Source organism: Bradyrhizobium zhanjiangense (genome assembly GCF_004114935.1).
GTDB classification, from domain to species: domain Bacteria; phylum Pseudomonadota; class Alphaproteobacteria; order Rhizobiales; family Xanthobacteraceae; genus Bradyrhizobium; species Bradyrhizobium zhanjiangense.
Map to the genome: position 1 here is coordinate 6,127,501 of NZ_CP022221.1, position 22,130 is coordinate 6,149,630.

21 protein-coding genes are annotated in these 22,130 nt (G+C 64.4%); 3 read left to right on the forward strand and 18 right to left on the reverse strand.

Annotated elements, in window-relative coordinates:
• Positions 1-73 precede the first annotated feature (73 nt).
• The 8 genes from nikE to hydA all read right to left on the reverse strand — a co-directional run bounded on the left by nikE (position 74) and on the right by hydA (position 10,052).
• Entirely contained in the window at positions 74-1,735 is a 1,662-nt protein-coding gene (gene nikE, locus XH85_RS29505) for a nickel ABC transporter ATP-binding protein NikE (protein ID WP_128934625.1), read from the reverse strand.
• Positions 1,732-2,592 carry an ABC transporter permease gene (locus XH85_RS29510; RefSeq protein ID WP_128934626.1) on the reverse strand — a complete coding sequence of 287 codons (861 nt, stop codon included), beginning with the start codon at positions 2,590-2,592 and terminating at the stop codon, positions 1,732-1,734. The genes nikE and XH85_RS29510 overlap by 4 nt, the downstream gene beginning before the upstream one ends.
• Positions 2,589-3,620 carry an ABC transporter permease gene (locus XH85_RS29515; protein WP_128934627.1) on the reverse strand — a complete coding sequence of 344 codons (1,032 nt, stop codon included), beginning with the start codon at positions 3,618-3,620 and terminating at the stop codon, positions 2,589-2,591. Before XH85_RS29515 ends, XH85_RS29510 begins: the two co-directional genes overlap by 4 nt.
• Positions 3,621-3,648: 28 nt before the next feature.
• Positions 3,649-5,268 (reverse strand): ABC transporter substrate-binding protein, encoded by a 1,620-nt coding sequence (locus XH85_RS29520; protein WP_128934628.1) that lies wholly within the window; start codon positions 5,266-5,268, stop codon positions 3,649-3,651.
• A 128-nt stretch (positions 5,269-5,396) separates the two neighbouring features.
• Positions 5,397-6,833, reverse strand: a complete 1,437-nt coding sequence (locus tag XH85_RS29525) for an NAD(P)-binding domain-containing protein (protein WP_128934629.1) — start codon at positions 6,831-6,833, stop codon at positions 5,397-5,399.
• A complete protein-coding gene (locus XH85_RS29530) occupies positions 6,830-7,591 on the reverse strand; it encodes an SDR family oxidoreductase (RefSeq protein WP_128937472.1) in 762 nt (253 codons plus the stop codon). The genes XH85_RS29525 and XH85_RS29530 overlap by 4 nt, the downstream gene beginning before the upstream one ends.
• A 1-nt stretch (position 7,592) precedes the next feature.
• Positions 7,593-8,570, reverse strand: a complete 978-nt coding sequence (locus XH85_RS29535; protein ID WP_128934630.1) for an NAD-dependent epimerase/dehydratase family protein — start codon at positions 8,568-8,570, stop codon at positions 7,593-7,595.
• A 12-nt stretch (positions 8,571-8,582) separates the two neighbouring features.
• Positions 8,583-10,052 (reverse strand): dihydropyrimidinase, encoded by a 1,470-nt coding sequence (gene hydA / locus XH85_RS29540; RefSeq protein WP_128934631.1) that lies wholly within the window; start codon positions 10,050-10,052, stop codon positions 8,583-8,585.
• 153 nt (positions 10,053-10,205) lie between these two features.
• On the opposite strand from hydA, the gene XH85_RS29545 reads away from it, so the two are divergent.
• Positions 10,206-10,868: an aspartate/glutamate racemase family protein gene (locus XH85_RS29545; RefSeq protein WP_128934632.1), complete on the forward strand. Its 663-nt coding sequence runs from the start codon at positions 10,206-10,208 to the stop codon at positions 10,866-10,868.
• A gap of 16 nt (positions 10,869-10,884) precedes the next feature.
• Here the strand turns inward: XH85_RS29545 and XH85_RS29550 are convergent, their stop codons facing one another.
• Genes XH85_RS29550 through XH85_RS29595 form a run of 10 tightly spaced genes read right to left on the reverse strand, consistent with a single transcriptional unit; the run spans position 10,885 to position 20,585 of the window.
• A complete protein-coding gene (locus XH85_RS29550; RefSeq protein WP_128934633.1) occupies positions 10,885-11,529 on the reverse strand; it encodes a flavin reductase family protein in 645 nt (214 codons plus the stop codon).
• Positions 11,530-11,545: 16 nt separating this feature from the next.
• On the reverse strand, positions 11,546-12,472 hold the full coding sequence (locus XH85_RS29555; RefSeq protein WP_128934634.1) for an N-carbamoyl-D-amino-acid hydrolase: 927 nt from the start codon (positions 12,470-12,472) through the stop codon (positions 11,546-11,548).
• 36 nt (positions 12,473-12,508) lie between these two features.
• Positions 12,509-13,882, reverse strand: coding sequence for an amidohydrolase family protein (locus tag XH85_RS29560; protein WP_128934635.1), 1,374 nt, complete (start codon positions 13,880-13,882; stop codon positions 12,509-12,511).
• The gene (locus XH85_RS29565; protein WP_128937473.1) at positions 13,879-15,462 is read right to left on the reverse strand and encodes an ABC transporter substrate-binding protein; all 1,584 of its coding nucleotides are present in this window, start codon (positions 15,460-15,462) and stop codon (positions 13,879-13,881) included. Before XH85_RS29565 ends, XH85_RS29560 begins: the two co-directional genes overlap by 4 nt.
• A 20-nt stretch (positions 15,463-15,482) precedes the next feature.
• A complete protein-coding gene (locus XH85_RS29570; protein ID WP_128934636.1) occupies positions 15,483-16,373 on the reverse strand; it encodes a polysaccharide deacetylase family protein in 891 nt (296 codons plus the stop codon).
• Positions 16,360-17,175: an ABC transporter substrate-binding protein gene (locus tag XH85_RS29575; protein ID WP_128934637.1), complete on the reverse strand. Its 816-nt coding sequence runs from the start codon at positions 17,173-17,175 to the stop codon at positions 16,360-16,362. Before XH85_RS29575 ends, XH85_RS29570 begins: the two co-directional genes overlap by 14 nt.
• 14 nt (positions 17,176-17,189) lie before the next feature.
• Positions 17,190-17,954 carry an amino acid ABC transporter ATP-binding protein gene (locus XH85_RS29580; protein ID WP_128934638.1) on the reverse strand — a complete coding sequence of 255 codons (765 nt, stop codon included), beginning with the start codon at positions 17,952-17,954 and terminating at the stop codon, positions 17,190-17,192.
• The gene (locus tag XH85_RS29585; RefSeq protein WP_128934639.1) at positions 17,951-18,808 is read right to left on the reverse strand and encodes an amino acid ABC transporter permease; all 858 of its coding nucleotides are present in this window, start codon (positions 18,806-18,808) and stop codon (positions 17,951-17,953) included. The genes XH85_RS29580 and XH85_RS29585 overlap by 4 nt, the downstream gene beginning before the upstream one ends.
• Positions 18,805-19,626 (reverse strand): ABC transporter substrate-binding protein, encoded by an 822-nt coding sequence (locus XH85_RS29590; RefSeq protein ID WP_128934640.1) that lies wholly within the window; start codon positions 19,624-19,626, stop codon positions 18,805-18,807. The genes XH85_RS29585 and XH85_RS29590 overlap by 4 nt, the downstream gene beginning before the upstream one ends.
• A gap of 35 nt (positions 19,627-19,661) precedes the next feature.
• A complete protein-coding gene (locus XH85_RS29595) occupies positions 19,662-20,585 on the reverse strand; it encodes an N-carbamoyl-D-amino-acid hydrolase (RefSeq protein WP_245473234.1) in 924 nt (307 codons plus the stop codon).
• Positions 20,586-20,772: 187 nt separating this feature from the next.
• Here XH85_RS29595 and XH85_RS29600 point away from each other — a divergent pair, with 187 nt between their 5' ends.
• Together XH85_RS29600 and XH85_RS47450 are read left to right on the forward strand one after the other, a co-directional pair.
• Positions 20,773-21,660, forward strand: coding sequence for a LysR family transcriptional regulator (locus XH85_RS29600; RefSeq protein ID WP_128934642.1), 888 nt, complete (start codon positions 20,773-20,775; stop codon positions 21,658-21,660).
• 77 nt (positions 21,661-21,737) lie between these two features.
• Entirely contained in the window at positions 21,738-21,872 is a 135-nt protein-coding gene (locus tag XH85_RS47450) for a hypothetical protein (protein ID WP_276484624.1), read from the forward strand.
• Positions 21,873-22,130: the final 258 nt, after the last annotated feature.

Sequence of the window (22,130 nt, forward strand, 5' to 3'; positions counted from 1 at the left end):
GAACCGCGTACCATCGATGCGTGTCCCGGTTGCGTGAGCGCCGGCCCCATCAACGAAACACGAGATCACGAAATCAGGCGGGCAGAAGCGAAGCAGGCGAATCAATGTGTGGAATAGCTTCGATCAGTTCGCGCGTGTAATCAGTCTGCGGATTGGTAAACAGAGCGAGGCTCTCGCCCTGCTCGACGATGCCGCCGGCGCGCAGCACGATGGTACGGCTGCACATCATGCGCACCACGTTGAGGTCGTGACTAACGAACAGGAAGGCGAGATTGTCCTCGCGCCGAAGCCGGTCGAGCAGCTGCAGCACCACGGCCTGCACCGAGACGTCGAGCGCCGCAGTAGGCTCATCGAGCACCAGCAAACGCGGCCGGCACGCAATGGCGCGGGCAATGCCGATACGTGCCTTCTGGCCACCCGACAATTGATGCGGGAAGCGTGACAACAATTCTCGCGGCAGACCGACGCGGTCGGCGCACTCCTCGACCCGGGAACGCAGCGCGTCGCCTGGGCGCAGGCCCGCGAGCCGCAGCAGCGGATGGGCAATGCAGTCGAACGCGGTAAAGCGCGGATTGAGGCTCTCATGCGGATCCTGAAAGACGATCTGGATCTCCTTGCGCAGCGACGAGCGATGAAAATCGCGCGCCGGCAACTTTGCTATCGAATAGCCGTCGAACAGGATATCGCCCTCGCTCGGATCGATCAGCCGGCAGATCATGCGCGCGGTGGTGCTCTTGCCGGAGCCGGACTCACCGACCAGGCCGACGCTCTCGCCCGCCGCCATGGTCATCGAGAAATCCGCCACTGCGGCGGCGCCGTCGTCAAAACGCTTGACGATGTGCTGGACGTCGAGCAGCGGCGGTGTGCCCGGCGCGGGCGTCGGCCGCTCCTTCACCTCGAGAACCGACAGAGCTTCGTCAGCCGGCACGAGGTCGCCGACACGCGATGTCGCGGTCGGCGATGACGCAACCAGTCGCTTGGTATAGGCGTGCTGCGGCGCCCGAAACAATGTCTGTGGCGCGCCCTCTTCCACGAGCCGCCCCTGCTCCATCACCACTACGCGTCGGCAATAGTGTGCCGCGAGACCAAGGTCGTGGGTAATGAGGATTGTCGTCATGCCGCGTTCGGCGACGACGCGCGCCAAAAGGTCCATTACCACCTTCTGTGTCGTAACATCGAGGCCGGTGGTCGGCTCGTCGGCAATCAGAAGCGATGGATTGCAGGAAATCGCGATCGCGATCATCACGCGCTGGCACATGCCGCCGGAGAGCTCGTGCGGATAGGCGTCCAGCCGTCGCTCCGGATCGCGGATCTGCACCGCGTGCAACAGCTTCAGCGCCTCGGCCCGCGCCTCCTGTTTCGAGAGCCGCCGATGCGAAAGGATGGCATCGGAGATCTGGGCACCGACGGGACGGATCGGATTGAGCGCGGCGCGCGGATTCTGGAAGATCATCGCCATGTTGGCGCCGTGCAAGTTGCGGAGCTCCGCCCCCGACGCGCGCGTGATGTCCTGGCCCTTGAACTTGACACGACCGGCCGTGATGCGGCCCGCCTTGTCGAGCAGGCCCGTCACCGCGAATCCGGTCACGGATTTACCGGACCCGCTCTCGCCGACGAGGCCGAGCATTTCACCCGACTGCAGCGACAGCGAGACGCCCCGCAGCGCCTCGACGAGCCCGCGTCGGGTCGAGAACGTCACGCCGAGATTATCGATTTCGAGCAGTGGCGACATCATGTGCGCATGCGCGGATCGAGGATATCGCGCAACCCGTCGCCGAGAAGATTGAAGCAGAGCACGGCCAGCATCAGGGCCAGACCCGGAAACGACACCAGCCACCAGCGGCCCGTCGAGATGAAGCGCGCGCCCTCGGCGACCATGATGCCCCACTCCGGCGTCGGCGGCTTGACGCCCAGGCCGATGAAGGAGAGGCCCGCGGCATTGAGGATCGCCCAGCCGAGATTGAGCGACATCTGCACTGCCATCGCCGGCAGCACGTTGGGTAGCAAGAAGCGCAGCACGACGGAGACATGCCCGTCGCCGCAGGCACGCGCCGCCTCGACCCAACCGAGATTGCGGCGGACGTTTACCTCCGCGCGAGCGAAGCGGATGTAGAACGGCAGATTGATGATCGCGGTCGCGATGACGATATTTTCGACCCGATTGCCGAGCGCGGCGACCATGGCCATGGCGAGCACGAACAGCGGAAAGGCCATCAGCACGTCGACGAACCGGCCGATCGCACGATCGAGCTTGCCGCCGACATAGCCGCAGAGCGAGCCGATCACCGCGCCGATCACGAAGGACACACTGACGGCCGTCACGGCAATGGCGAGATCGAGCCGCGTGGCGACGATCAATCGGCTGAAGACATCGCGGCCGAGTTGGTCGGTGCCGGCCCAGTGTAGTGCGCTCGGCGGCTGCAGCGCGCGCGGCACGTCCGAAGCGACGGGATCATAGGGCACCAGCATGGGGCCGAAGATCGCGATCAGCGCCAGCAATATCGCCCCGGCGGCGGCGGTCGCGGTGACGAGATTGCCGCGCAGCACCCACACGGCGTGACGGAGCCCCGACGATGTTTCTGTCAGGCTCATGCGACCGTCGCCCTGGGATCGGCGATGCCGTAGAGCACATCGACCAGGAGATTGACCACGACGAAGATGCTGGCCATCAATAGCACAAAGCCCTGCACCGGCGCATAGTCGGAGACCAACAGCGCATCGAGCGCGTAGGACGCAACGCCCGGCCAGGAGAACACTTTCTCGACCAGCACGTTGGCACCGAGCATGGTCGAGAACACGATGCCGGCGATGGTGATCACGGGCAGGATTGCATTCCGCAGCGCATAGGTCACCACGATCTGCCAGCGCGACAGGCCGATCGAGCGCGCGGTACGCACGAAATCGCTGCCGAGCGACACCAGCATCGAGGCGCGGGTGATGCGGGCGAGCGGCGCGATCACGAACAGTGCCATCGTGAAGGCCGGCAGCATCAACTGACGTGCCGCGGCCCACCAGCCCTCGAAGTCACCCGCGAGCAGGAAATCCACCATCAGAAAGCCGGTGCGCGCCGGCGGCACCGGGGCGAAGACGTCGAGCCGTCCCGTCGGATCGGGGGCAAGGCCCAGCAGATAGTAGAACACATAGATCAGCAGCAGTCCGGAGACGAAGGTCGGCACGCAGACACCGAGCGAGCAGAACAGCCGTACGCCGTGATCGAGCAGCGAGTTCGGCCGCAGCGCGGCCAGCACGCCGAGCGGCACCGCCGCGATCAGCGCGATCACGAGCGCGGTCAGCGTGAGCTCGAGCGAGGCCGGCAGCCGCTGCCGCAGGTCCTTGGCGACCGGCTGCCCCGTCATCATGGACCGACCGAGATTGCCGCGGCCGACATCGTAGAGATAGATGCCGAGCTGCTCCGGCAACGACCGGTCCAGCCCGAGCTGCTTGCGGACGATCTCGATCTCCTCCTTGCCGGCACTGGGACCGGAGGCAAAGAACACGGCGGGATCGCCTGGCAACACCCGCATCAGGAGGAAGGTGAAGACCAGCACGCCGAACAGCGCCGGCAGCGACGAGAGAAACCGCCTCCCGGCCCGGATCAAAGTTGCACCGATCGTGCCCATGGTCTCCGCCGCGCTCCCAGCTCCGCTGCTATTTGCGGCTCAGATTACGATAATCCACCTGGCGGGTGAATTGGTAGACGTAGCCGTCGAGATTGGCGGCCATCACCGCGTCCTGCGCCGGCTGCCAGAGCGGGACCTGGAACATTTGCTCGAAATGGATGGCGTTGAGCTCCTTGCCTTCCGCCTCGTACTTCGCCTTGTCCGGCTCGAAGCGCGCCGCCTGCGCGATCTTCTCCAACTCGGCATTGTCCGTGGAGGAATAGTTCCAGCGCTGATTGCCGGTGTAGAAGTTGCGGTAGAAATAATCGGTCGACGGCAGCCAGGCGACGATGCCTTCGGTGAAGAAGGGCAGCTTCTTCTCATTGATCGCAGTGGACATCTGCGCATCTGGCAGCTTCTGGATATCGACCTTGATACCGATCTTCTCCAGCGATTCCTTAACCAGGGCGGCCATCGGCTCGGCAGTCGAGGCCTGGCCGACGTTGAAGCTGAAGGTCGTGGCAAAACCTTCGGGCACGCCAGCCTCCTTCAGATAAGCCCGCGCCTTCTCCAGATCGAGCTTGACCGGTTGCGGAATCGGATAGCCGCCGCTCGGTGGCTTGCCGTCGGTCCAGCTGGCACCGAACAGCGGCGCACCACGGCCGAACAGCGCCGCCTTGAACATGTCATCATAGGGTAGCGCCGCGGCGACTGCCCGGCGGACGTTGACGTTGTCGAACGGTGGGATCTTGTTGTTCATCGAGATGAAGGTCACCGCATTGTATTGCGGCGTCGAAATCACCTTCAGCTTGCCTTTGGCTTCCAGCGCCTGCACGTCGCTGGCCTGCAGGTCGATCACGAGGTCGGCGTCGCCGCGCTCGACCAGATTGGCGCGCGTCGCCGCCTCCGGTACCGACTGGATGATCAGCCGCTTGAAGGACGCCGGTTTGTCCGACGAGCCGCGATTCCAGGCCTCGTTGCGCTTTGCGATCGCCTGCTCGCCCGGCTTGAACGTTTCGACGATATAGGCGCCGCTGCCCGCCTCGTTCTCCTTCAGCCAGCTCAGCGCCCAGGGATCCTCAGGCGTCGCGTGCGACTTGGCGAGCTTGGAATTGAGGATGATGGGATAGACGGTCGCAAGGTTCGGCAGCGCCAGCTTGTCGGGCCGCGGCAATGTCACTTCAAAGGTCAGGGGATCGATCACCTTGAACTGGTCGGCGCTGGTCATCGAGCCCGTCAGCAATTGCGCCTTGCCGAGCACCGGCGCGGTGACGCAACGGTCGAGCGACCATTTCACGTCTTCTGCGGTGACCGGCGAGCCGTCATGGAACTTGGCGTCGGGACGGAGTTTGAAGGTGAGCTTCAAGCCATCGGGGCTGACGCTGAAGGACTCCGCGAGCTCGCCATTGATGGTATCGAGATCGAACACCCATTTGCCGTTGAGCTGCTTGCGGCCGAACGACACCAGCCGGTCATAGCTGCTCATGCTGAGCGCGAAGGCTTCGCGGGTCGAGCCGGGAATGTTGGGATCGAGCGTGTTGACCGTTGCCGCTGTCACGTAGCGCAAGGTCTCAGCGCGGCTCTGCGCGTAGGCCGCGGGCGCAATCAATGTCACCGAAAGAAGAACGGCGGACGCCGAAATCAGATGCCTGGAAATCACGGGGTACATCGCTTCTGTCCTTTGTTAGGCCGCGCACGCCCGAAATGGCAGCAAATCATGTGCCAGAAGCGGGCAGTTTGGCATGCTTCTTCGTCGCAGTGGAATGCATCGGCAGGATGCTCGTTTGCGTGCCGTCGTCACGCGTCCCCCGCCGCAGTCGCCGGCGTGCGCCGGATCACAGCCTGAGGTACATCATAGGCTTGGAATGCCGCCCAGTGCTTGTCGATATCGGCGCGGAACAGGCCGCGCGTGAGGCCGTGGACCAGCTTCGGCACCGCCGTCGTCATCGCATTGATCGAGGAGCCGGACGGACCAAAGCTCATGGTCGAGGCGATGGCGAACAGGTGAATGTCGGAGATCCACGGCGTTCGCCCAGCCGCTCGCTCGCGGAAGGCATAATCGTCCGTTAGATAAGGAAAGGCGCCAAGGCGCGGGCTCTGTTCCTGCGGCGGCGGCGTGTAGCAGTCGGCCCAGCGCGCGATGTTATCGGCGCACCGCTTCAGTTCGGGGCGACCGGCGAAATCCATCATGACGCCGGTGGCGCAGATAACGAAATCGACCGCGATCTCGCCACGTGGCGTGCGCAGCAGCAGGCCGTCAACGGTCTCCCGCGCTCCCTCGACAGCTGCGCCCTCGTGCAGATGGAATGTCGCATGTTGGGCGCAGCGATCATAGGTGGCTTGCGGAAATCCCTCGCGCAGCTCGAGGATCGCACGCATGAAGCGCCAGCGCCAGGAATCGTCGAGCTCGGAGAAATGCCTGAGGAAGCCGCGGAAGGTCAGCCATCGATAGGGCTGCACCAGCTGGATCGCAGCGCGCCGGCATAGCAAATGCACGGCGCCCGCACCTGCCTCGAGTGCCATTGCCGCGTTATCGAAGGCCGAGGCGCCTGCGCCAATCACCGCGACTCGCTTGCCGCGTAGCGCGGTGAAATCTGTCGGCGCCGCGCAGGTGACGCATCGCGACGCCGACAGATGCTGCAACGGTTCGGGAATGCCCCAATCGCCCATGCCTTCCTGTCCCGTCGCGAGCACGATCTTGCGGGCGTAAAGCATCTCCACGCCACGGGCAGTCCTCACTGTTGCCTGCAGCAGGCCGTTTACCCCGGGTGCGATATCGGTCACCTCGCAGCCATTGCGCACCGGCAAATCAAGCACCTTGCGATACCACAACAAATAGGCCGCCCAATATTCGCGCGGGATCAGACCAAGATCGCGCCAGCTCTCCGTTCCGAACTTGGCCTCATGCCAGGCCTGATAGGTCAGGCTCGGCAGGTCGAGATCCGGTCCGGTGTAATCCTTCGGACTGCGCAGGGTCGGCATCCGCGCATAGGTCAGCCAGGGGCCTTCGAAGTCCTCATCCGCCTTGTCGAGCACGAGGATGTTGGTGACCTGTGAGCGCTGCAGGCCGAAAGCCGTCGCAAGACCCGATTGACCGGCCCCAACAATGAGCACATCCAGAGCGCGGCCGCCATCGGGAGCAGTCATCGGCGTCAGCCAGGGCATGCACGGATGCGCCGTCTTGGCAAGATCGGCGCGGACCTGAACCGCGAGTGCTGCAAGACCATCACTCATGCCGCGAGCCACCCGCCATCGACTGCAAGCACCGTACCGGTGACGAAGGAGGAATCGTCACCGGCGAGAAAGAGCGCGGCGGCGGCCACTTCGTCGGCGCTGCCGAATCGCTTCATGGCGTGACGCTGCCGCGAGGCTTCGCGCACCGGCTCGGGATCGGCATGGCGTGCAAAACTGCGGCGTAGCAGCGGCGTGTCGATCGCGCCGGGCGCCAACGCGTTGACGCGGATGCCATCGGTGGCAAAATCGACCGCCATGGTGCGGGTCAGGCTGACGATGGCCCCCTTGGCAGCAATATAGGCGCTGTTGTCCTTGCCGCCGGCGATCGCCAGCTGCGACGCCAGCGTGACGATGGCGCCCTTGCCTTGCCGCTGCATGACCGGCACGGCCGCTCGCGCCCACAACCAGGTGCCGCCGACATTGGCGCGGAATACCGCGTCCCAATCCGTTGGTGAGGTCGTGATCACGGTGCCGCCGCAGGAGAAGCCGGCAGAGGTCATCAGCACGTCGAGCCTGCCGCGGCTTGTTGCGACACTTTCGACGGTGGGGCTTGCAAAATCGGCGTCACCGACATCACCGACATGGACGCTGCCGCTGCCACCCTGTTGGCGAATCATGGCCAGCGTTTCGGCCGCACCGTCGGCATCGCGATCGACCAGCGCAACGAAGGCGCCTTCGCGGGCGAACAGAACGGCGCTGGCCCGGCCGATCCCGGAGCCGCCGCCTGTAATGATGGCCACCCTGCCCGCCAGCTTCATCTCAGGCGCCTCCCCGATCATGATCATGCAACCAGCGCCGCATATGCTCCGCGGACTCCTCGCAGCCATATTTGGCGCGCCATCCGAATTCGTCGGCCATGCGCTGTACCGATAGCGGCGCCCGGGTCAGGCCGTGCACCGTCACGGTTGGTGTCTCACCGGAGACAGCCACGCGGCAAACGAAACCGCCGTCCGGGTCAGCAAAAGCCTTGCCCCAGGCTTCGGCGGTGAAGGTTACGCCGCTCGAGATATTGTAAAGCTTGTGGCGAGGCTGGACGGCATCGAGCAGCACGCCGACGGCATCGGCGACGTCGGCTGCATAGACCCAGTCCCGCGCGCCGGGCTCGCTGAGCAACGCCGGCGCGCCCCGCCGCGCGCAATCGACGATCAGCGCCTGCGGCGACGGCGTGTCGCGGACACCGCCGGCACGCTCGTGCGGGCCGAACACGCCCGAGAGCCGGACGCTGATCACATCGGCCTGCCAGAGGTCGGAGAGCCGCGCCACCACACGCTCGGAGGCGAATTTCGTGATCGCATACAGCGATTGCGGATCGCAGGGCGTCGTCTCTTCGAGCAGCGGATAATGCCGGCCGCTCGCGCCATAGCTTGCAGCGGACGACAGGTTGATCACCCGCCGCACGTTTGCTTTGCTCGCAGCGATCAGTATCGGCACCTGCGCCAGCAGATTGACGGCCAGGATACGCTCCGGCTCGGCGGCATCGCGCGCTGCGCCTGCCGTGATCGCGGCGCCCAGCACCACGGCATCGCATGCCGCCCCGACTGCGGCATCAACCGCGCTGCGGTCGGTCACGTCCCTTCGCAGCACACGCAAGCGTTCACCGTAAGGTGCAAAGACGCAGCGCGCCTCCGCCGGCAATTCGGCCTGATCGAACAGCGTGACCTCATTGCCGCGGGCAAGCAGCTGCTCCGCGATATTGAGCCCGACAAAACCTGCGCCGCCGAAGATCACGACGTTCATCGCGCTGACCGCTCACAATAGCTTGGCGCCAAAATTCTGCTCCGGGCTCATGTCCGCGACCAATCGACCGGTCGGCTTCGCCGCCTCGCCGCCGCTGCGGGCAAGGAAGCGGCCGGAGCCCGGCGACGCGTTCAGTTTGCCGCTCTCGACGATGACGCGGCCGCGGGAGAGCACCGTCACCGGCCAGCCCTGCAGCGAACGGCCGGCGAACGGCGTGTAGCCGGCCAGGTCATGCATCATCGCGTCGGTGACGGTAATACGGCGATCGGGATCCCAGATCGCGATATCGGCGTCAGCGCCAACGGCGATCGAGCCCTTGCGCGGATGCAGATTGTAGATCTTGGCCGGCGCGGTCGCGGTCAGCTCGACGAATTTCTCCAGGCCGAGCCGCCCCTTGGAAACCATCGCGTCGAACAGCAGCGGCAGCCGCATCTCGAGGCCCGGCAGGCCGTTGGCCACCTGCTTGAAGTTAGGGTTCGGCCCGGCGCGCAGCTTGCCGGTCTCGTCGAAGCGATACGGCGCATGGTCGGAGGAGATGGTTTGCAAGTCGCCGAGCGCCAACGCCTTCCACAGCGCCTCCTGGTCGTCCTTGCGGCGCGGTGGCGGGCTGCACATCCATTTGGCCCCCTCCGCGCCCGGCTTGTCGAGATCGTCGGCGGTGAGGAACAGATATTGCGGGCAGGTCTCGGCAAATACTTTCAACCCCTGCCCGCGGGCATCGCGGATCGTCTGCGCGCCCTCGGCGGTCGAGACATGGAAGATCATGATCGGCTGGTCGACCAGCGCCGCCATGCCGATCAGGCGGTTGAACGCCTCGGCCTCCGAAAAGCGCGCATGGCTGATAGCGTGATATTTCGGGTGAGAGTAGCCGCGCGCCAACAGCCGTTTCACCATCCAGGAGATGATGCCGTGGTTCTCGGCGTGGGCGCAGAGCATCGCGCCGCCCTCGCGCGCGGCAACGAGAATGTCGAGCAGCGGCTCGTCGTCGATCTTCAGTCGGTCATAGGTCATGAAGATTTTGATCGAGCCATGGCCCTGACGGATCAGCAGCGGAAGGTCGCGCTCCAGCGTTTCCTTGGTCGGATCGGCGATGATCATGTGAAACGCGTAGTCGATCACCGCGCCTCTGCGCGCCAGCGCGTGATAGTCCTCCAGCACCTGCCCCAATTGCATCCCGACATGCTGAGCGGCAAAGGAGATGACCGAGGTCGTGCCGCCGAAGGCCGCCGACGTCGTGGCACTCTCGAAGGTGTCGGCATTCATGATGCCGGCAGCAGACAACTGCTCGATATGACAATGACTGTCGACGCCGCCGGGCAGCACGAGCTTGCCGCGCGCGTCGATCTCGCGTTTGGCCGGACCGAGCCCGCGCCCGACCGCAACGATGGCCTCGCCTGCGATCGCCACGTCTGCCTCGAACACGTCGGTGGTCGTGGCGACGCGCCCACCGCGGATGATCAGGTCATAGGCGGGTTCGGTCATGACGGTGTCTCCTTGCGTAACCTTCGAAATTCATCGGTGCCTGTTTTCGTCGCGGCGCGCCCTTGCGCCCTGCGCATGACCGCTTCATGCTGTCCATGGCATAGTGATTGCCTCTGTTTCGCACCGTCAACACTGCCCAAACAGGAACCTCCCATGCCCCGACCGCGCATCATGGTCATCAATCCGAACTCCAACCGCGTGGTCACCGCCGGCCTTGCCGATGCGTTGAAGCCGCTGTCCTTTGCCGACGGTCCAGAGATCGTGTGCGAGACCTTGGCCGAAGGACCCTACGGCATCGAAAGCCAGGCCGATGCCGAAAGCGTGGTGATGCCGCTGCGGCGCGCCGTCGCCGGCGACAACGAGTCGGCAGCCTTCGTGATCGCCTGCTACAGCGATCCCGGCCTGCATGTTTGCCGCGAGGCGACCACGCGGCCGGTGCTGGGCATTGCCGAATGCGGCGTGCTGACCGCACTGGCCCGCGCCGAGACTTTTGGCGTGATTGCGATCGCGCAGCGCTCGATCCGCCGGCACATGCGCTATCTGCGCCAGATGGGCCTGATGGATCGGCTGGCCGGCGAGCGTCCGCTCGACATGAGCGTTGCGGAAACCGCATCGGGCGAAGGCACGCTCGCGAAGATGATCACGGTCGGCCGCGCCCTGAGAGAAGAAGATGGTGCTGGCGCCATCGTGATGGGCTGCGCGGGCATGGCGCGCCATCGCAAGCCGCTCGAGGACGCACTCGGCATTCCGGTGATCGATCCGACCCAGGCCGCCGTCACCATGGCGCTCGGCGCCGTGCAATTCGGCGCGTCGTGACGCAGTGATTGGCGGGCTAGCGTGCTTCACGCGCCCGCCTCGCCTGCCAATCGTCGTAGCTCTCGCGGTCCATCGCAAACACGTCGCGCTGGGTCGAATAGAGATTGCCGAACAGCCGTCCGATGGGCTGATAGGTCGCCATGTCGACATATATCCGCGCCGGATCGACCAGACCTTCGCGGGCATGCAGATGCAAGACCTCGCCGACCAGCAACTCGCGGCCTGGACCAAATGCGAGCGAGACCTGCCGCCGGCACTCCAGCGCAAAGGGTGCCGCAGCCAGCCGCGGCACCTTGACCTCGGTACTGGCCTCCGTCATCAGACCCACGGCCGCCACCTCGCTCTCGCCGGAGGGGAAATCCACCGCACAGTCGTTCATCGCTTTCGCCAGCGCCTCGTCCACCATATGCACGACGAATTCGCCGGTGCGGTGAATGTTGCGCGTGGTGTCCTTGAACCGGCCGTCAGGATGATGCTGCAGGCCGAGCACGATCAACGGCGGGTCCTCGGAGAACACGTTGAAGAAGCTGAACGGCGCCGCATTCAGCGCGCTGTTCTCGTCCATCGTGGTGACGAAGGCGATCGGTCGCGGTACCACCACGCCGCACAGCAGCTTGTAGCGGTCCCGAGGCGCAAGGTCGCGAAAGGAAAGGCTCGTCATCGCTAGACGTCCTTGCTCACGTCGGCGGGATCGCGCCGGTACGGCTGGCGATCAGGCCATAATGCTCGGTGCGACGATGGGCGGCGAAATTGAAGATCGTCTCTTTGCCGAACGCGGTGGCGTCGAGATCGCAGGGATGCACCAGCAGCTCGTCATCCTCCGTCTTGGCCTCGGTGACAATCTCGCCGTCCGGATTGACGATGATGCTGCCGCCGATCAAGCGATGGCCGTCCTCGTCACCGGCCTTGGCGACCGCAATCACCCAGCAGGAATTCTGGTAGGCACCGGCCTGCGCCGAGAGGCGGTTGTGGAACAGCCGCTTCTCCGGCCCTTCGTCACCCTTCTGCGCGTTGACCGACGGCGTGTTGTAGCCGATCAGCACCATCTCGACGCCCTGCAGGCCCATCACGCGATAGGTTTCCGGCCAACGGCGGTCGTTGCAGACGGCCATGCCCATGATGCCGCCGAGATTGCGCCAGACCGGAAAGCCGAGATCGCCCGGCTCGAAATAGCGTTTCTCCAAATGTTGGTGCGTACGTTCCGGATCAAACTCGGCATGGCCGGGCAAATGGATCTTGCGGTATTTGCCAACGATATTGCCGGTGCGGTCGGTGAGGATCGCGGTGTTGAAATGATGGCCGTCCGGCGTCAGTTCGGCATAGCCAAAGCTCATCGCTATCTCGTGGCGGGCCGCGCGATCGAACAGCGGCCGCACGGCGTCATTGGGCATCTCGCGCTCGAACCAGCCATCGGCGTCGGCGCGATTCTCCATGTACCAGCGCGGGAAGAAAGTGGTCAGCGCGAGCTCGGGATAGACGATCAGGTCCGCGCCTTTCGCCTTGGCCTCATCCATCAGCGCGAGCATGCGCCTGACCACGACATCGCGCCCCTCCGCGCGCTGGATCGGGCCCATCTGGGCCGCGGCAACGTTGATCATGCGCATGGTTGTTGTTCTCCTTGCAAATCGTGCAGCGGGACCTCAGCCATTGAACGCGGCCTGCGCTTCCGGCAGATCCCAGATCTTGCCGATCGCTGCAGCCCCCGCGGTGGTGATCGCAGCCTCGTCGCCGTGAACATAGCGTCCCGCATCGATCAGCAAGCGGCCGTCGACGATGACCTGATCGACATTGGCGCGGTTGCCGAGCGCGATCAGCGCGCGGCGCGGATCGAACAGCGGCTGCAGGTGCGGATGGGTCATGTCAATGACGGTCAGATCCGCCGTTGCGCCGGGCGCAATTGTCCCGAGATCCGGACGCTTCACCAGCGCAGCCGCGGTCGCAGTCACCGCTTCGATCAGGTCGGGCGCGCTCGCGACCTCGGCCCGCTGCAGCGCAAGCTTGGAGATCATCGAGGCCGCATTGAGCTCGCCAAGCAGGTCCATGTTGTAGCCGTCGGTGCCGACCACGGTGCGCACGCCATATTCGGCAAACCGGCCGAACGCCGCCGTGACGCCGGATCGGGCAAACACCCGCGGGCAATTCAACACCGCAGCGCCCCGCACCGCCATCAGCTTCAGATCGCTGTCGGAGCTTGCGATGCAATGCGCTGCGAGAAGATCAGGAGCCAGCAGGCCCAGCCAATCGAGATATTCGGCCGGCGTGCGGCCGTCATAACGCTTGCCAATCGTTTCCACCTCGGCACGGCTCTGCGCCAGATGGGTGGTGATGGGAACGCCGAGCTCGCGGGCCCGTGCCGCGCAAGCACGAAGCAGATCAGGTCCGCAGGTGTCGGTCGCATGCGGGCTCATCGCGAGACCAATCCGTCCGTCACCACACCCGTTCCAGCGCTGATAGAGCACGTTCCAGGTGGCGAGGTCGACCGCGCCGTCGTCACCGGCGTATCTGACCACACCGTCCGAGCCGGCCTTGGCGTCCGAGGTCGAGAACAGATATGGCGCGCCATAGAATCGGATTCCCATCTCCTCGGCGGCGTCGAACATCTCGGGAATTGTGTTGCGGAACGGCTCCATCACCGTGGTCGCCCCGCCCTTGAGTAACTGCAAGATGCCGAGCCGCGCGACCGCAAGGCGTTCCTCGGCCGAGAGCAGATCGGCGCCGCGTTTGGTCAGCGGCAACAGCACCGTGTAGACGATGCTCTGATTGTTGCGCCGGCCGTTGCCATCCTCGGTGTTGCTGCGCGCCACCGCCTCGCTGAAACAATGATTGTGCAAGTTCATCAGGCCGGGCAGGATGAAGCGGCCGGGACGATCATGTACCTCGGCGGCGGACGGCCTGTCCTTGGTGATAGCCGCGACCTTCTTGCCTTCGATCAGCACCCAATGATCGCGAAGCACATCCTGCGTATCGTCGCGGCGGGATAACACGTAGCTGCCGAAGATCGCGATGCTGCTCATGATGGACGCACATTCCAGAAGACCGCGGTGCCGTCGAGAATGCCGGTGATACTCTTGCGGTAGGTAGTCGGTTGCTTGTACAGGCCGATCGGAAAATACGGGATCTCTTCAAACGCCAGCGCCTGGATCTCGCGGCATATCCGCTGTTGCTCTTCGAGCGAGGAAGCCGCGAGCCACTGGCCGCGCAGGCCGCTCATCCTCTCGCTGCTGTACCATCCGGCGACTTTGCCTTCGCCGCGCAGATTGGTGTTACCGGCCGGGTTGAGCCAGTCGATGCCTTGCCAATTGCCGACGGCAGCGCTCCAACCGCCCTTGTCGATTGGATCCTTCTTGAGCTGGCGCTGCAGCACGACCGCGAAGTCGAGCGCCTGATGGTCGACGTTCATCCCGGCCCTCCGCAGCATGTCGGCGGCGATCTGGCCAAGCGGCTTTTGCGCGGCCGAATTGCTCGGCGACAGCAGCACGACCTTCCCGCCTTCGTAGCCGGCCGCCGCCAGATCGGCCTTCACCTTAGCCATATCGCGCGGGCCGCGGAAGACGCTGAGCCCGACGTCATTGGCCATCGGCGTTCCCGGTGCGAAATAGCCGATCGGCGAGAGCTGATACGCCGGATCTCCGCCCGCGACCGCGGTCATGAAGTCGGCCTGATCGATCGCGCCGAGCAGCGCACGGCGGATCGCCGGATCGTCGAACGGCGGCTGCAGGTGATTGACGCGGAGCATGCACGCATAGCCGCGGGGATCGAGCACACGCGTTTCGACCTCATCGGACTGCTTCAGCACGGGTAGCAAATCGTGTGGTGTGGTTTCCTGCCAATCCTGCTCGCCAGTCTGGAGGGCCGCCACGGCGGTCCCCGGGTCCGGCGTCGTGGTCCACACAACGCGGTCATAGTGCACGACCTTGGGACCGGCGGTCCAATCCGGCTTGCCGTCCTGGCGAGGTTGATAGCGCTCGAACCGGGCATAGGCGTTGCGTACGCCCGGCACGCGCTCATCCGCGATGAAGCGGAACGGCCCGCTGCCGATCACTTCGGTGATCGGCTTGAGTGGATCCTGGCTCGCAAACCGCTCGGGCATCATGAATGCGGCATGCACCGCGGCCTTGCCGAGCGCCTGCGGCAGCAGCGGGAACGGCCGCCGCAAGCGAAAGCGGATGGTACGGTCATCCGGCGCGGACAGCTCTTCGGTTGCCGCCATCAATTCGCCGCCGAACCCGTCGCGCGAGGCCCAGCGGCGGATACTGGCAACGCAGTCCCGCGCCAGCACCCGCTCGCCGTCATGCCAGAACAGCCCGTCGCGCAGCGTCAGGTCCCATTGCTTGCCGTCATTGGAGACGACGTGGCCCGAGACCATCTGCGGCGAGACTTCCAGCGCCGAGTTGATGCCATAGAGCGTGTCGTAGACCATGAAGCCATGGTTGCGCGACACCTGTGCGGTGGAATAAATCGGGTCCACGAACGCCAGATCGATCACGGGGATGAAGCGCAGCGTGGTCTGCGATTGCGCGCGCACGATACCCGGAAACGACAGCGCGGGCGCCACCGCCGCAGCGCGTAACAGGGACCGGCGAGAGAACTGCATCGACGACTTGCCCCTGCTCATCAGCGCGATTGACCCGCCGTTTCGTGGTGCTGGAAGTTTGTTGCGATCGCCTCCCCGGTCGTGATCCACACGTCCGGGCAGGATCTGGCGTAGGTCAGGAACTCGCGGAGCAAACGGAGTCGCATCGGACGGCCGCTGCATTGCGGATGCAGCACGGTGGTCACCATCGCGCCCCAGTCGCGGACCTCGTCAAGCTCGTCCTTCCAGATCGAGAGCACATGCTCCTTGGGAAAGATCGAGCGCGGGCTGAACCGCGCCGAGAGGCCGTGCATCCAGTCGTCATAGCTCGCGGTGACCGGCAGCTCGATCGTGCCGGGCTTGCCGTCCGCGAGGCGATGGCGATAGGGGCGGACGTCGTCGCGGAACGAAGAGGTGTAGACGATGCCGTGCCGGACCAGCGCCCGGCGCAGCTCCTCAGTGAACTCGCCATAGGGTGCGCGATAGCCGATCGGCTTCACGCCGAGCCGGCGCTTCAGCGCCTCAAACCCCCGCTCCAGCTCCTCCTCGATCCAGGGATCGCCGGGGTCGGGCAGCAGATGGTGGTAGCCATGATGGCCGATCTCATGGCCCGCCTTGAGGATGGATTCCGCCATTGCGGGATGCGCGTCAACCGACCATCCCGTAACGAAGAACGTCGCCTTCAGATCGAGCTGGTCGAGCAGCTCCAAAAGCTTCGGCGTGCCGACCCGCGCCTCATAGCCGCCATAGCTCATGGTGATCAGACGCTGCGCGTGGACGGCGTCCTTACTGGTCCAGGCGCTTTCCGCGTCGACGTCGAACGACAGGAACATGGCCGACGTCCACGGCTTCGGCCAGGGATAGTTCGGTGCCGGGTCCGCGGTGTTCGCCGGGACGAGCGGGATGCTCTGGAGTGCCTTACTGTCCAGCATTGATGGTCGCCTTCTCCACGCCGTTGTCGGTCAATTTCCACTTTGCAAGCAGGCTGCGGTAGGTGCCGTCGGCGATCAACGCATCGAGTGCCTCTACAAAGGCCTGCTGCAGTGCCTTCTCCTTGACCGGCAACGCGATCCCGGTGAACTGCGCCGCGATCGCCTGGCCAACCGGCGCATAGGCGCCGGGTTCCTGGTCCATGATGTAGGGCAGCGTCTCATTGCCCTGGACCGCCGCGTCGATCCGCCCCTGCTTCAGTTGCGTGCGCGCGTCGGCGGAGCCCTCCGTGCCGACGAATACGATCGCGTTGCTGCCGCAATGCGCCGTGCTCCACGCCGTGATCTGATCCGGAAACATGGTGCGGCGGCTGGCGCCGACCTTCTTGCCGCACAGCGCCGCCATGTCCTTGAACTCGGCCGCACGAGATTTCTGCACAAAGAACTGCGGGCCGCTGCGCAGATAATCGACGAAGGTTGCCGCCTCATGCCGCGTCGCATAGTCGGTAAAGCCGGACAGGATCGCATCCACCCGCCCGGACGAGATCGACGGCATGAACTGCGCGAAGCTGGTCTCTTCCCACTCCAGCTTGACGCCGAGCTTGCGGCCGAGCGCCTCACCGAGATCAATGTCGAATCCGGCCAGCGCATTGGTGGCGGGATCACGGAACTCCATCGGCGGATAGTTCGGCACGATTGCGACCTTGATGCTGCCGCGCTTCGCAATCTCCGCTGGCAGCTCGATCGCAAAGGCCGGCCCGGCCAGGACCAATCCAAGCACGCCTGCGACAATCAGTCTGATCATGAAATTTCCCCCCATCAAATCACTGCCGCCAGAAATGCCTGCGTGCGCGCCTCGCGCGGTGCCCCGAGAACATCAGCGGCGCGCCCGGACTCCAGGATGGCGCCATGGTCCATGTAGACGACGCGATCAGCGACCTCGCGGGCAAAACCAAGCTCATGTGTCACCACCATCATGGTCATGCCGCTCCGCGCGAGCTCCTTCATGACCGACAGCACCTCGCCCACGAGCTCGGGATCCAGCGCGCTGGTCGGCTCGTCGAACAGCATCAGCATCGGCTTCATCGCCAGTGCGCGCGCGATCGCCACGCGCTGCTGCTGACCGCCTGAGAGCTGCGACGGATAGGAGTCTGCTTTCGTCACAAGCTCGACCCGGCGCAGCAGCTCGATCGCCTCGGCGCGGACCTCATCCAGCGAGCGGCCCTGCACCTGCACCGGTCCTTCCGTGATGTTCTCCAGCGCCGTCTTGTGCGGAAATAGGTTGAATCGCTGGAACACCATCCCGGTTTTCAGCCGCTGGCGCGCGATCTGCCGTTCGGTCAGGCGGCGCAGCTTGCCACCCTCTTCGCGTACGCCGAGCAGTTCACCATCTAGCCAGATGCCGCCGCTGTCGATCATGGTGAGCTGGTTGATACAACGAAGCAGCGTCGTCTTGCCCGAGCCCGACGCACCGATCAGGCAAAGCACCTCGCCGGGCCACACGTCGAGCGAGACATCCTTGAGAGCCTGGAACTCTCCAAAGGCCTTGCTGACGGAGCGGATCGCAACGAGGGGTTTCGTCATCGGTTGATCCGTGCCGTTCCACGCGCAAAACGGCGCTCGAGCAGCATCTGCAGCGGGGTCAGGATCGATACCACCAGCAGATACCAGCAGCCGGCGACGATCAGGAGTTCGATGACGCGCGAATTGGCGTAGTAGATATTCTCGGCGTTATGCAGCACCTCGGGATACTGGATCACGCTGGCGAGCGAGGTCGCCTTCACCATGCCGATGAATTCATTGCCGAGCGGCGGTATCACCACGCGCATCGCCTGCGGCAGGATGATCCGCCGCAGCGCGCGGAGCCGCCCCATCCCGATCGCCTGCGCCGCCTCATACTGCCCGGCATCGACAGACAGCATGCCGGCGCGCATCACCTCCGACGTATAGGCGCCCTGGTTGATGCCGAGTCCGAGCAGCGCTGCGAGGAAGGGCGTCATGACGTCGACGGCGCGTGCCGTCCACAGGCCGGGAATGCCGATGGTCGGAAACACCAGTGCGAGATTGAACCAGAGCAGCAGTTGCAGGATCAGCGGTGTGCCACGGAACAGCCAGGTGTAGCCTGCAGCGACCGACTTCAGCACCGGATTGGGTGACAGCCGCATGATCGCCACGACCACGCCGAGGATGATGCCGAGCGCCATGGCGAGCACCGCCATCACCATGGTGTTGACGATACCCTCAAGGATCACCTTCGCGGTCAGGAAGCGGCTGACATAGGACCATTCGATCTGGCCGGCGGCAAAGGCACGGGCGATGGCCGCCAGCACCACGACGATCGCGGCCGCAGCCAGCCACCGCCGCCAGTGGATCTCCCGCGCGATCTGGATCTGCGAGAGATCGGGAAAGCCTTCCGCAAGCGTCGGGGCCGCCCTCATTGCGGCGCCGCATTCATCATCGGCTTGGCGACGGCATTCGCCCCCAAACCAAATTTGGCGAGGATCTTCTTGTAGGAGCCGTCAACGATCATCGCCGCGAGATGCTCCGTCACCACCTCGCGGAGCGCAGCATCGTCCTTGCGGAACATGATGCCCTGATAGCCGATTGCGAAGGGCTCGCCGACAACACGGTACTTGCCTGCTTCCTGCTGCTGGGCATAGGGCAGCGTCTCGCTGCCCTGCACGGCGGCGTCGATGCGGCCCTGCTTGAGCTGGTTGCGGACGTCGATCGAGTTCTCGCCCGGAACATACTGAATGGCCGCCTTGCCTGCAGCTTCGCAGTTCTGCTTGCTCCACTTCTCGATCTCGACCGGGAAGCTCGTGCTGCGCGTGGTGCCGACCTTCTTGCCGCAGAGATCGGCGGCGACCTTTGCCTCATGCCCGTCCAGAACGAAGAACTGCGGTCCGGTGGTCAGGTAGTCGATGAAGTCGGCGGTCTCGCGCCGTGAGCTACGGTCGGAAATGCCGCTGATGATGAAATCGGCGCGCTTGGTCTGCAGCGACGGGATGAGTTCGGCGAACGGCGTTTCGCTCCAGACGATTTTGACGCCGAGCCGCTTGGCAAGCTCATTGGCCAGATCGATGTCGAGGCCGACGAGTTCGTTCGTCGTGGGATCACGGTACTCCATCGGAGCATAGGTCGAATTGACCGTCAGCTTCAATGTCCCAGTCTGCTTGATCTCCGCCGGTAGTTCACCCGCCCGCACGGAGGCGGCAGCGAATGCGGCAAGGCCGAGGAAAAGCGAGAGGCGTGTCATGTCAGCTCCTTTGCCAACGCGCGACTGGCCGCATGTCAGTCCATGTCGAGAACGGCCGGCTCGACCACGCCGGCGCGTTCAGTGATCATCCTGTATTGCTCGGGCCGCCGGTGGGCGGCAAAATTGAACATCTTGTCCTTGCCCTGGCGGCAGAGATCGAGATCGATGTCGGCAACAACGACCTCGTCCGCCAGTGTCTTCGCTTGTGCGACGATCCTGCCGTTCGGATCGACAATGCATGAGCCTCCGATCAGGCCAGAGCCATCTTCCTCGCCGGCCTTCGCTACTGCAATCGCCCAGGTCGCGTTCATGTAGGCATTGGCCTGCGCGACCAGCGTCGAATGGAAGGTGCGCAGTGACGCGTCCTCGGTGACGCCGCCGTTCGGATCGTAGGCCGCCGAATTGTAGCCGATGCAGACCAGTTCGACTCCCTGCAGGCCCAGCACGCGCCAGGCTTCCGGCCAGCGGCGATCGTTGCAAATCATCATGCCCATGATGGCGTGGCTCCACGCCGATCCTGCGCGGAAGGCGGGAAAGCCGAGATCGCCATATTCGAAGTAGCGTTTTTCCAACTGCTGGTAGCGCGCGCCTGGCCGGGGTTCGACCGACCCGGGCAGATGCACCTTGCGATATCGGCCCATGATCTGGCCGCTGTCGCCAACCAGGATCGCACAATTGTAACGACGGCCATCGGGGGTAAGCTCGGCATAGCCGACATAGAAGCCGACGCGCAGTTCGCAGGCTCGATCGAATAGCGCCTGGACAGCCGGATTCGGCATGCCGCGCTCGAAATACTGATCGAGCCCATCGCCCTCGAGCAGCCAGCGCGGAAAGAATGTCGTGAAGGCGAGTTCGGGAAACACGACCAGCCGCGCCCCCTGCCCGGCCGCCTCTTCGAGTAACCGGAGCATGCGATCAAGTGTGTGCGCGCGGGCATCAGCTCTTTGCGTCGGCCCCATTTGGGCAGCGGCAGCACGAAGAACGCGAGTCAACATTGCCTCCAAATGATGCGGACTGCTGCCTCGATAGGCGGACCGATATTCCCTCGGCAGCGCTCATTCCGCACCGCATTACAAGAAATGAGAGCGGCGTTGGCAATCACTCGTGCTATGATATTTTCGGCCAGACTATAACAGGCACGAATAGATGAACCTGCGCCAACTTGAAATTTTGCGTGCGGTCGTTCGACACCGGACGACAGTCGCAGCAGCCGAGGAGCTGTCGCTGTCACAGCCGGCGATCAGCAACGCGTTGAAGGCGATGGAGACGCAGGCGGGCTTCGCCTTGTTCGAGCGCGTCAACAACCGCCTGTTTCCGACCGCCGAGGCGATGGCGCTCTACAAGGAAAGCGAGACGATTTTTGCGCTGCATGCCAAGCTGGAAAACCGCGTCCGTGATCTCAGGGAATGTCGCACGGGACATCTGTCGATCGTCGCAACGCCGCCGCTGGCCTACAGCATCATCCCGCCCGCATTGTCGGACTTCCTGCGCCGGCGGCCGCAGACGCGGATGTTCTTCGACGTCCGCCGCTATGAGGGCATCATCGACGGACTCCTGAGCCGGGTCGCCGAGCTCGGCTTCGCGCTCGGCTTCTCGCATCATCCGGGCATCGCGCATGAAGTGGTACACACCGGCGAGATGGTCTGCGTCATGCCGCCGCGGCATCCGCTGGCGGATCGCGCGGTGATCACCGCGTCCGATCTCGCCGATCGCCCCTTCATCGGGCTCGAGCGCGGAACGCAGTTGGGTGAAGCCGTGCGTGCGAGTTTTGCTTCGGCCGGCGCTCCATTCCAGCCAACCGTCGAGGTGCGATACTGCAACACCGCCTGCGTGCTCGCCGCAGCAGGCGTCGGCGCGGCGGTGGTGGATCCGTTCTCGCCGCACCAGGCTGGCAGTCAGGAGCTGGTCATACGCCCCTTCCTTCCCGTAACCCCTGCGCTAGCATACATGCTGTGGTCCGAAGCGGAGCCGCTCTCGCGTCTTGCTAGAGCGTTCCTCGACGAAGTCCGCCGAGCAAGCCGACAACTGGAATGATCAGGGCACCGTACTGCCGACTGCAGAAGCCGACGTCGTAGCTGGTCCGGCTACCACCCGGAAATATTTATCGCGAGTTGCAGCTCTACAAGTCGAGCGGCGCGACCTCGAAGGCCGCAAGCGCGCTGCACGACTATCTCGCGCACTATCTTCGTCTCGACAAAGAGCTCAGCGGCCGCGCCGCGCCGATCGAGCTTGGCTGGGCCAACTGAACATCGAAAACAACCCCATGCACAGTAGACATGGCATTGTCAGCAAAGGGGTTTTCCCGCGCCATTCTTCGGAGAACTGCTACGCACTCTTCCGGATCGTGGTCTGGAGATTTGACATGTCGGGCAAAACACCGGCATTATTCCATCATGCCCGCTTCACCCCTTGGCACGCCCCCCGGCCAGCCCACGTAACGCCAGCGACGGCCAGAACTCCGCCCAGGATTGCGCCGCCTCAAAGGCAGCAGCGATATGGAAGAT

Coding starts and splice junctions, on each gene's coding strand:
- nikE (WP_128934625.1), bottom strand. CDS start 1,735: ATGATGTCGCCACTGCTCGAAATCGATAATCTCGGCGTGACGTTCTCG.
- XH85_RS29510 (WP_128934626.1), bottom strand. CDS start 2,592: ATGAGCCTGACAGAAACATCGTCGGGGCTCCGTCACGCCGTGTGGGTG.
- XH85_RS29515 (WP_128934627.1), bottom strand. CDS start 3,620: ATGGGCACGATCGGTGCAACTTTGATCCGGGCCGGGAGGCGGTTTCTC.
- XH85_RS29520 (WP_128934628.1), bottom strand. CDS start 5,268: ATGTACCCCGTGATTTCCAGGCATCTGATTTCGGCGTCCGCCGTTCTT.
- XH85_RS29525 (WP_128934629.1), bottom strand. CDS start 6,833: ATGAGTGATGGTCTTGCAGCACTCGCGGTTCAGGTCCGCGCCGATCTT.
- XH85_RS29530 (WP_128937472.1), bottom strand. CDS start 7,591: ATGAAGCTGGCGGGCAGGGTGGCCATCATTACAGGCGGCGGCTCCGGG.
- XH85_RS29535 (WP_128934630.1), bottom strand. CDS start 8,570: ATGAACGTCGTGATCTTCGGCGGCGCAGGTTTTGTCGGGCTCAATATC.
- hydA (WP_128934631.1), bottom strand. CDS start 10,052: ATGACCGAACCCGCCTATGACCTGATCATCCGCGGTGGGCGCGTCGCC.
- XH85_RS29545 (WP_128934632.1), top strand. CDS start 10,206: ATGCCCCGACCGCGCATCATGGTCATCAATCCGAACTCCAACCGCGTG.
- XH85_RS29550 (WP_128934633.1), bottom strand. CDS start 11,529: ATGACGAGCCTTTCCTTTCGCGACCTTGCGCCTCGGGACCGCTACAAG.
- XH85_RS29555 (WP_128934634.1), bottom strand. CDS start 12,472: ATGCGCATGATCAACGTTGCCGCGGCCCAGATGGGCCCGATCCAGCGC.
- XH85_RS29560 (WP_128934635.1), bottom strand. CDS start 13,882: ATGAGCAGCATCGCGATCTTCGGCAGCTACGTGTTATCCCGCCGCGAC.
- XH85_RS29565 (WP_128937473.1), bottom strand. CDS start 15,462: ATGCAGTTCTCTCGCCGGTCCCTGTTACGCGCTGCGGCGGTGGCGCCC.
- XH85_RS29570 (WP_128934636.1), bottom strand. CDS start 16,373: ATGCTGGACAGTAAGGCACTCCAGAGCATCCCGCTCGTCCCGGCGAAC.
- XH85_RS29575 (WP_128934637.1), bottom strand. CDS start 17,175: ATGATCAGACTGATTGTCGCAGGCGTGCTTGGATTGGTCCTGGCCGGG.
- XH85_RS29580 (WP_128934638.1), bottom strand. CDS start 17,954: ATGACGAAACCCCTCGTTGCGATCCGCTCCGTCAGCAAGGCCTTTGGA.
- XH85_RS29585 (WP_128934639.1), bottom strand. CDS start 18,808: ATGAGGGCGGCCCCGACGCTTGCGGAAGGCTTTCCCGATCTCTCGCAG.
- XH85_RS29590 (WP_128934640.1), bottom strand. CDS start 19,626: ATGACACGCCTCTCGCTTTTCCTCGGCCTTGCCGCATTCGCTGCCGCC.
- XH85_RS29595 (WP_245473234.1), bottom strand. CDS start 20,585: ATGGGGCCGACGCAAAGAGCTGATGCCCGCGCGCACACACTTGATCGC.
- XH85_RS29600 (WP_128934642.1), top strand. CDS start 20,773: ATGAACCTGCGCCAACTTGAAATTTTGCGTGCGGTCGTTCGACACCGG.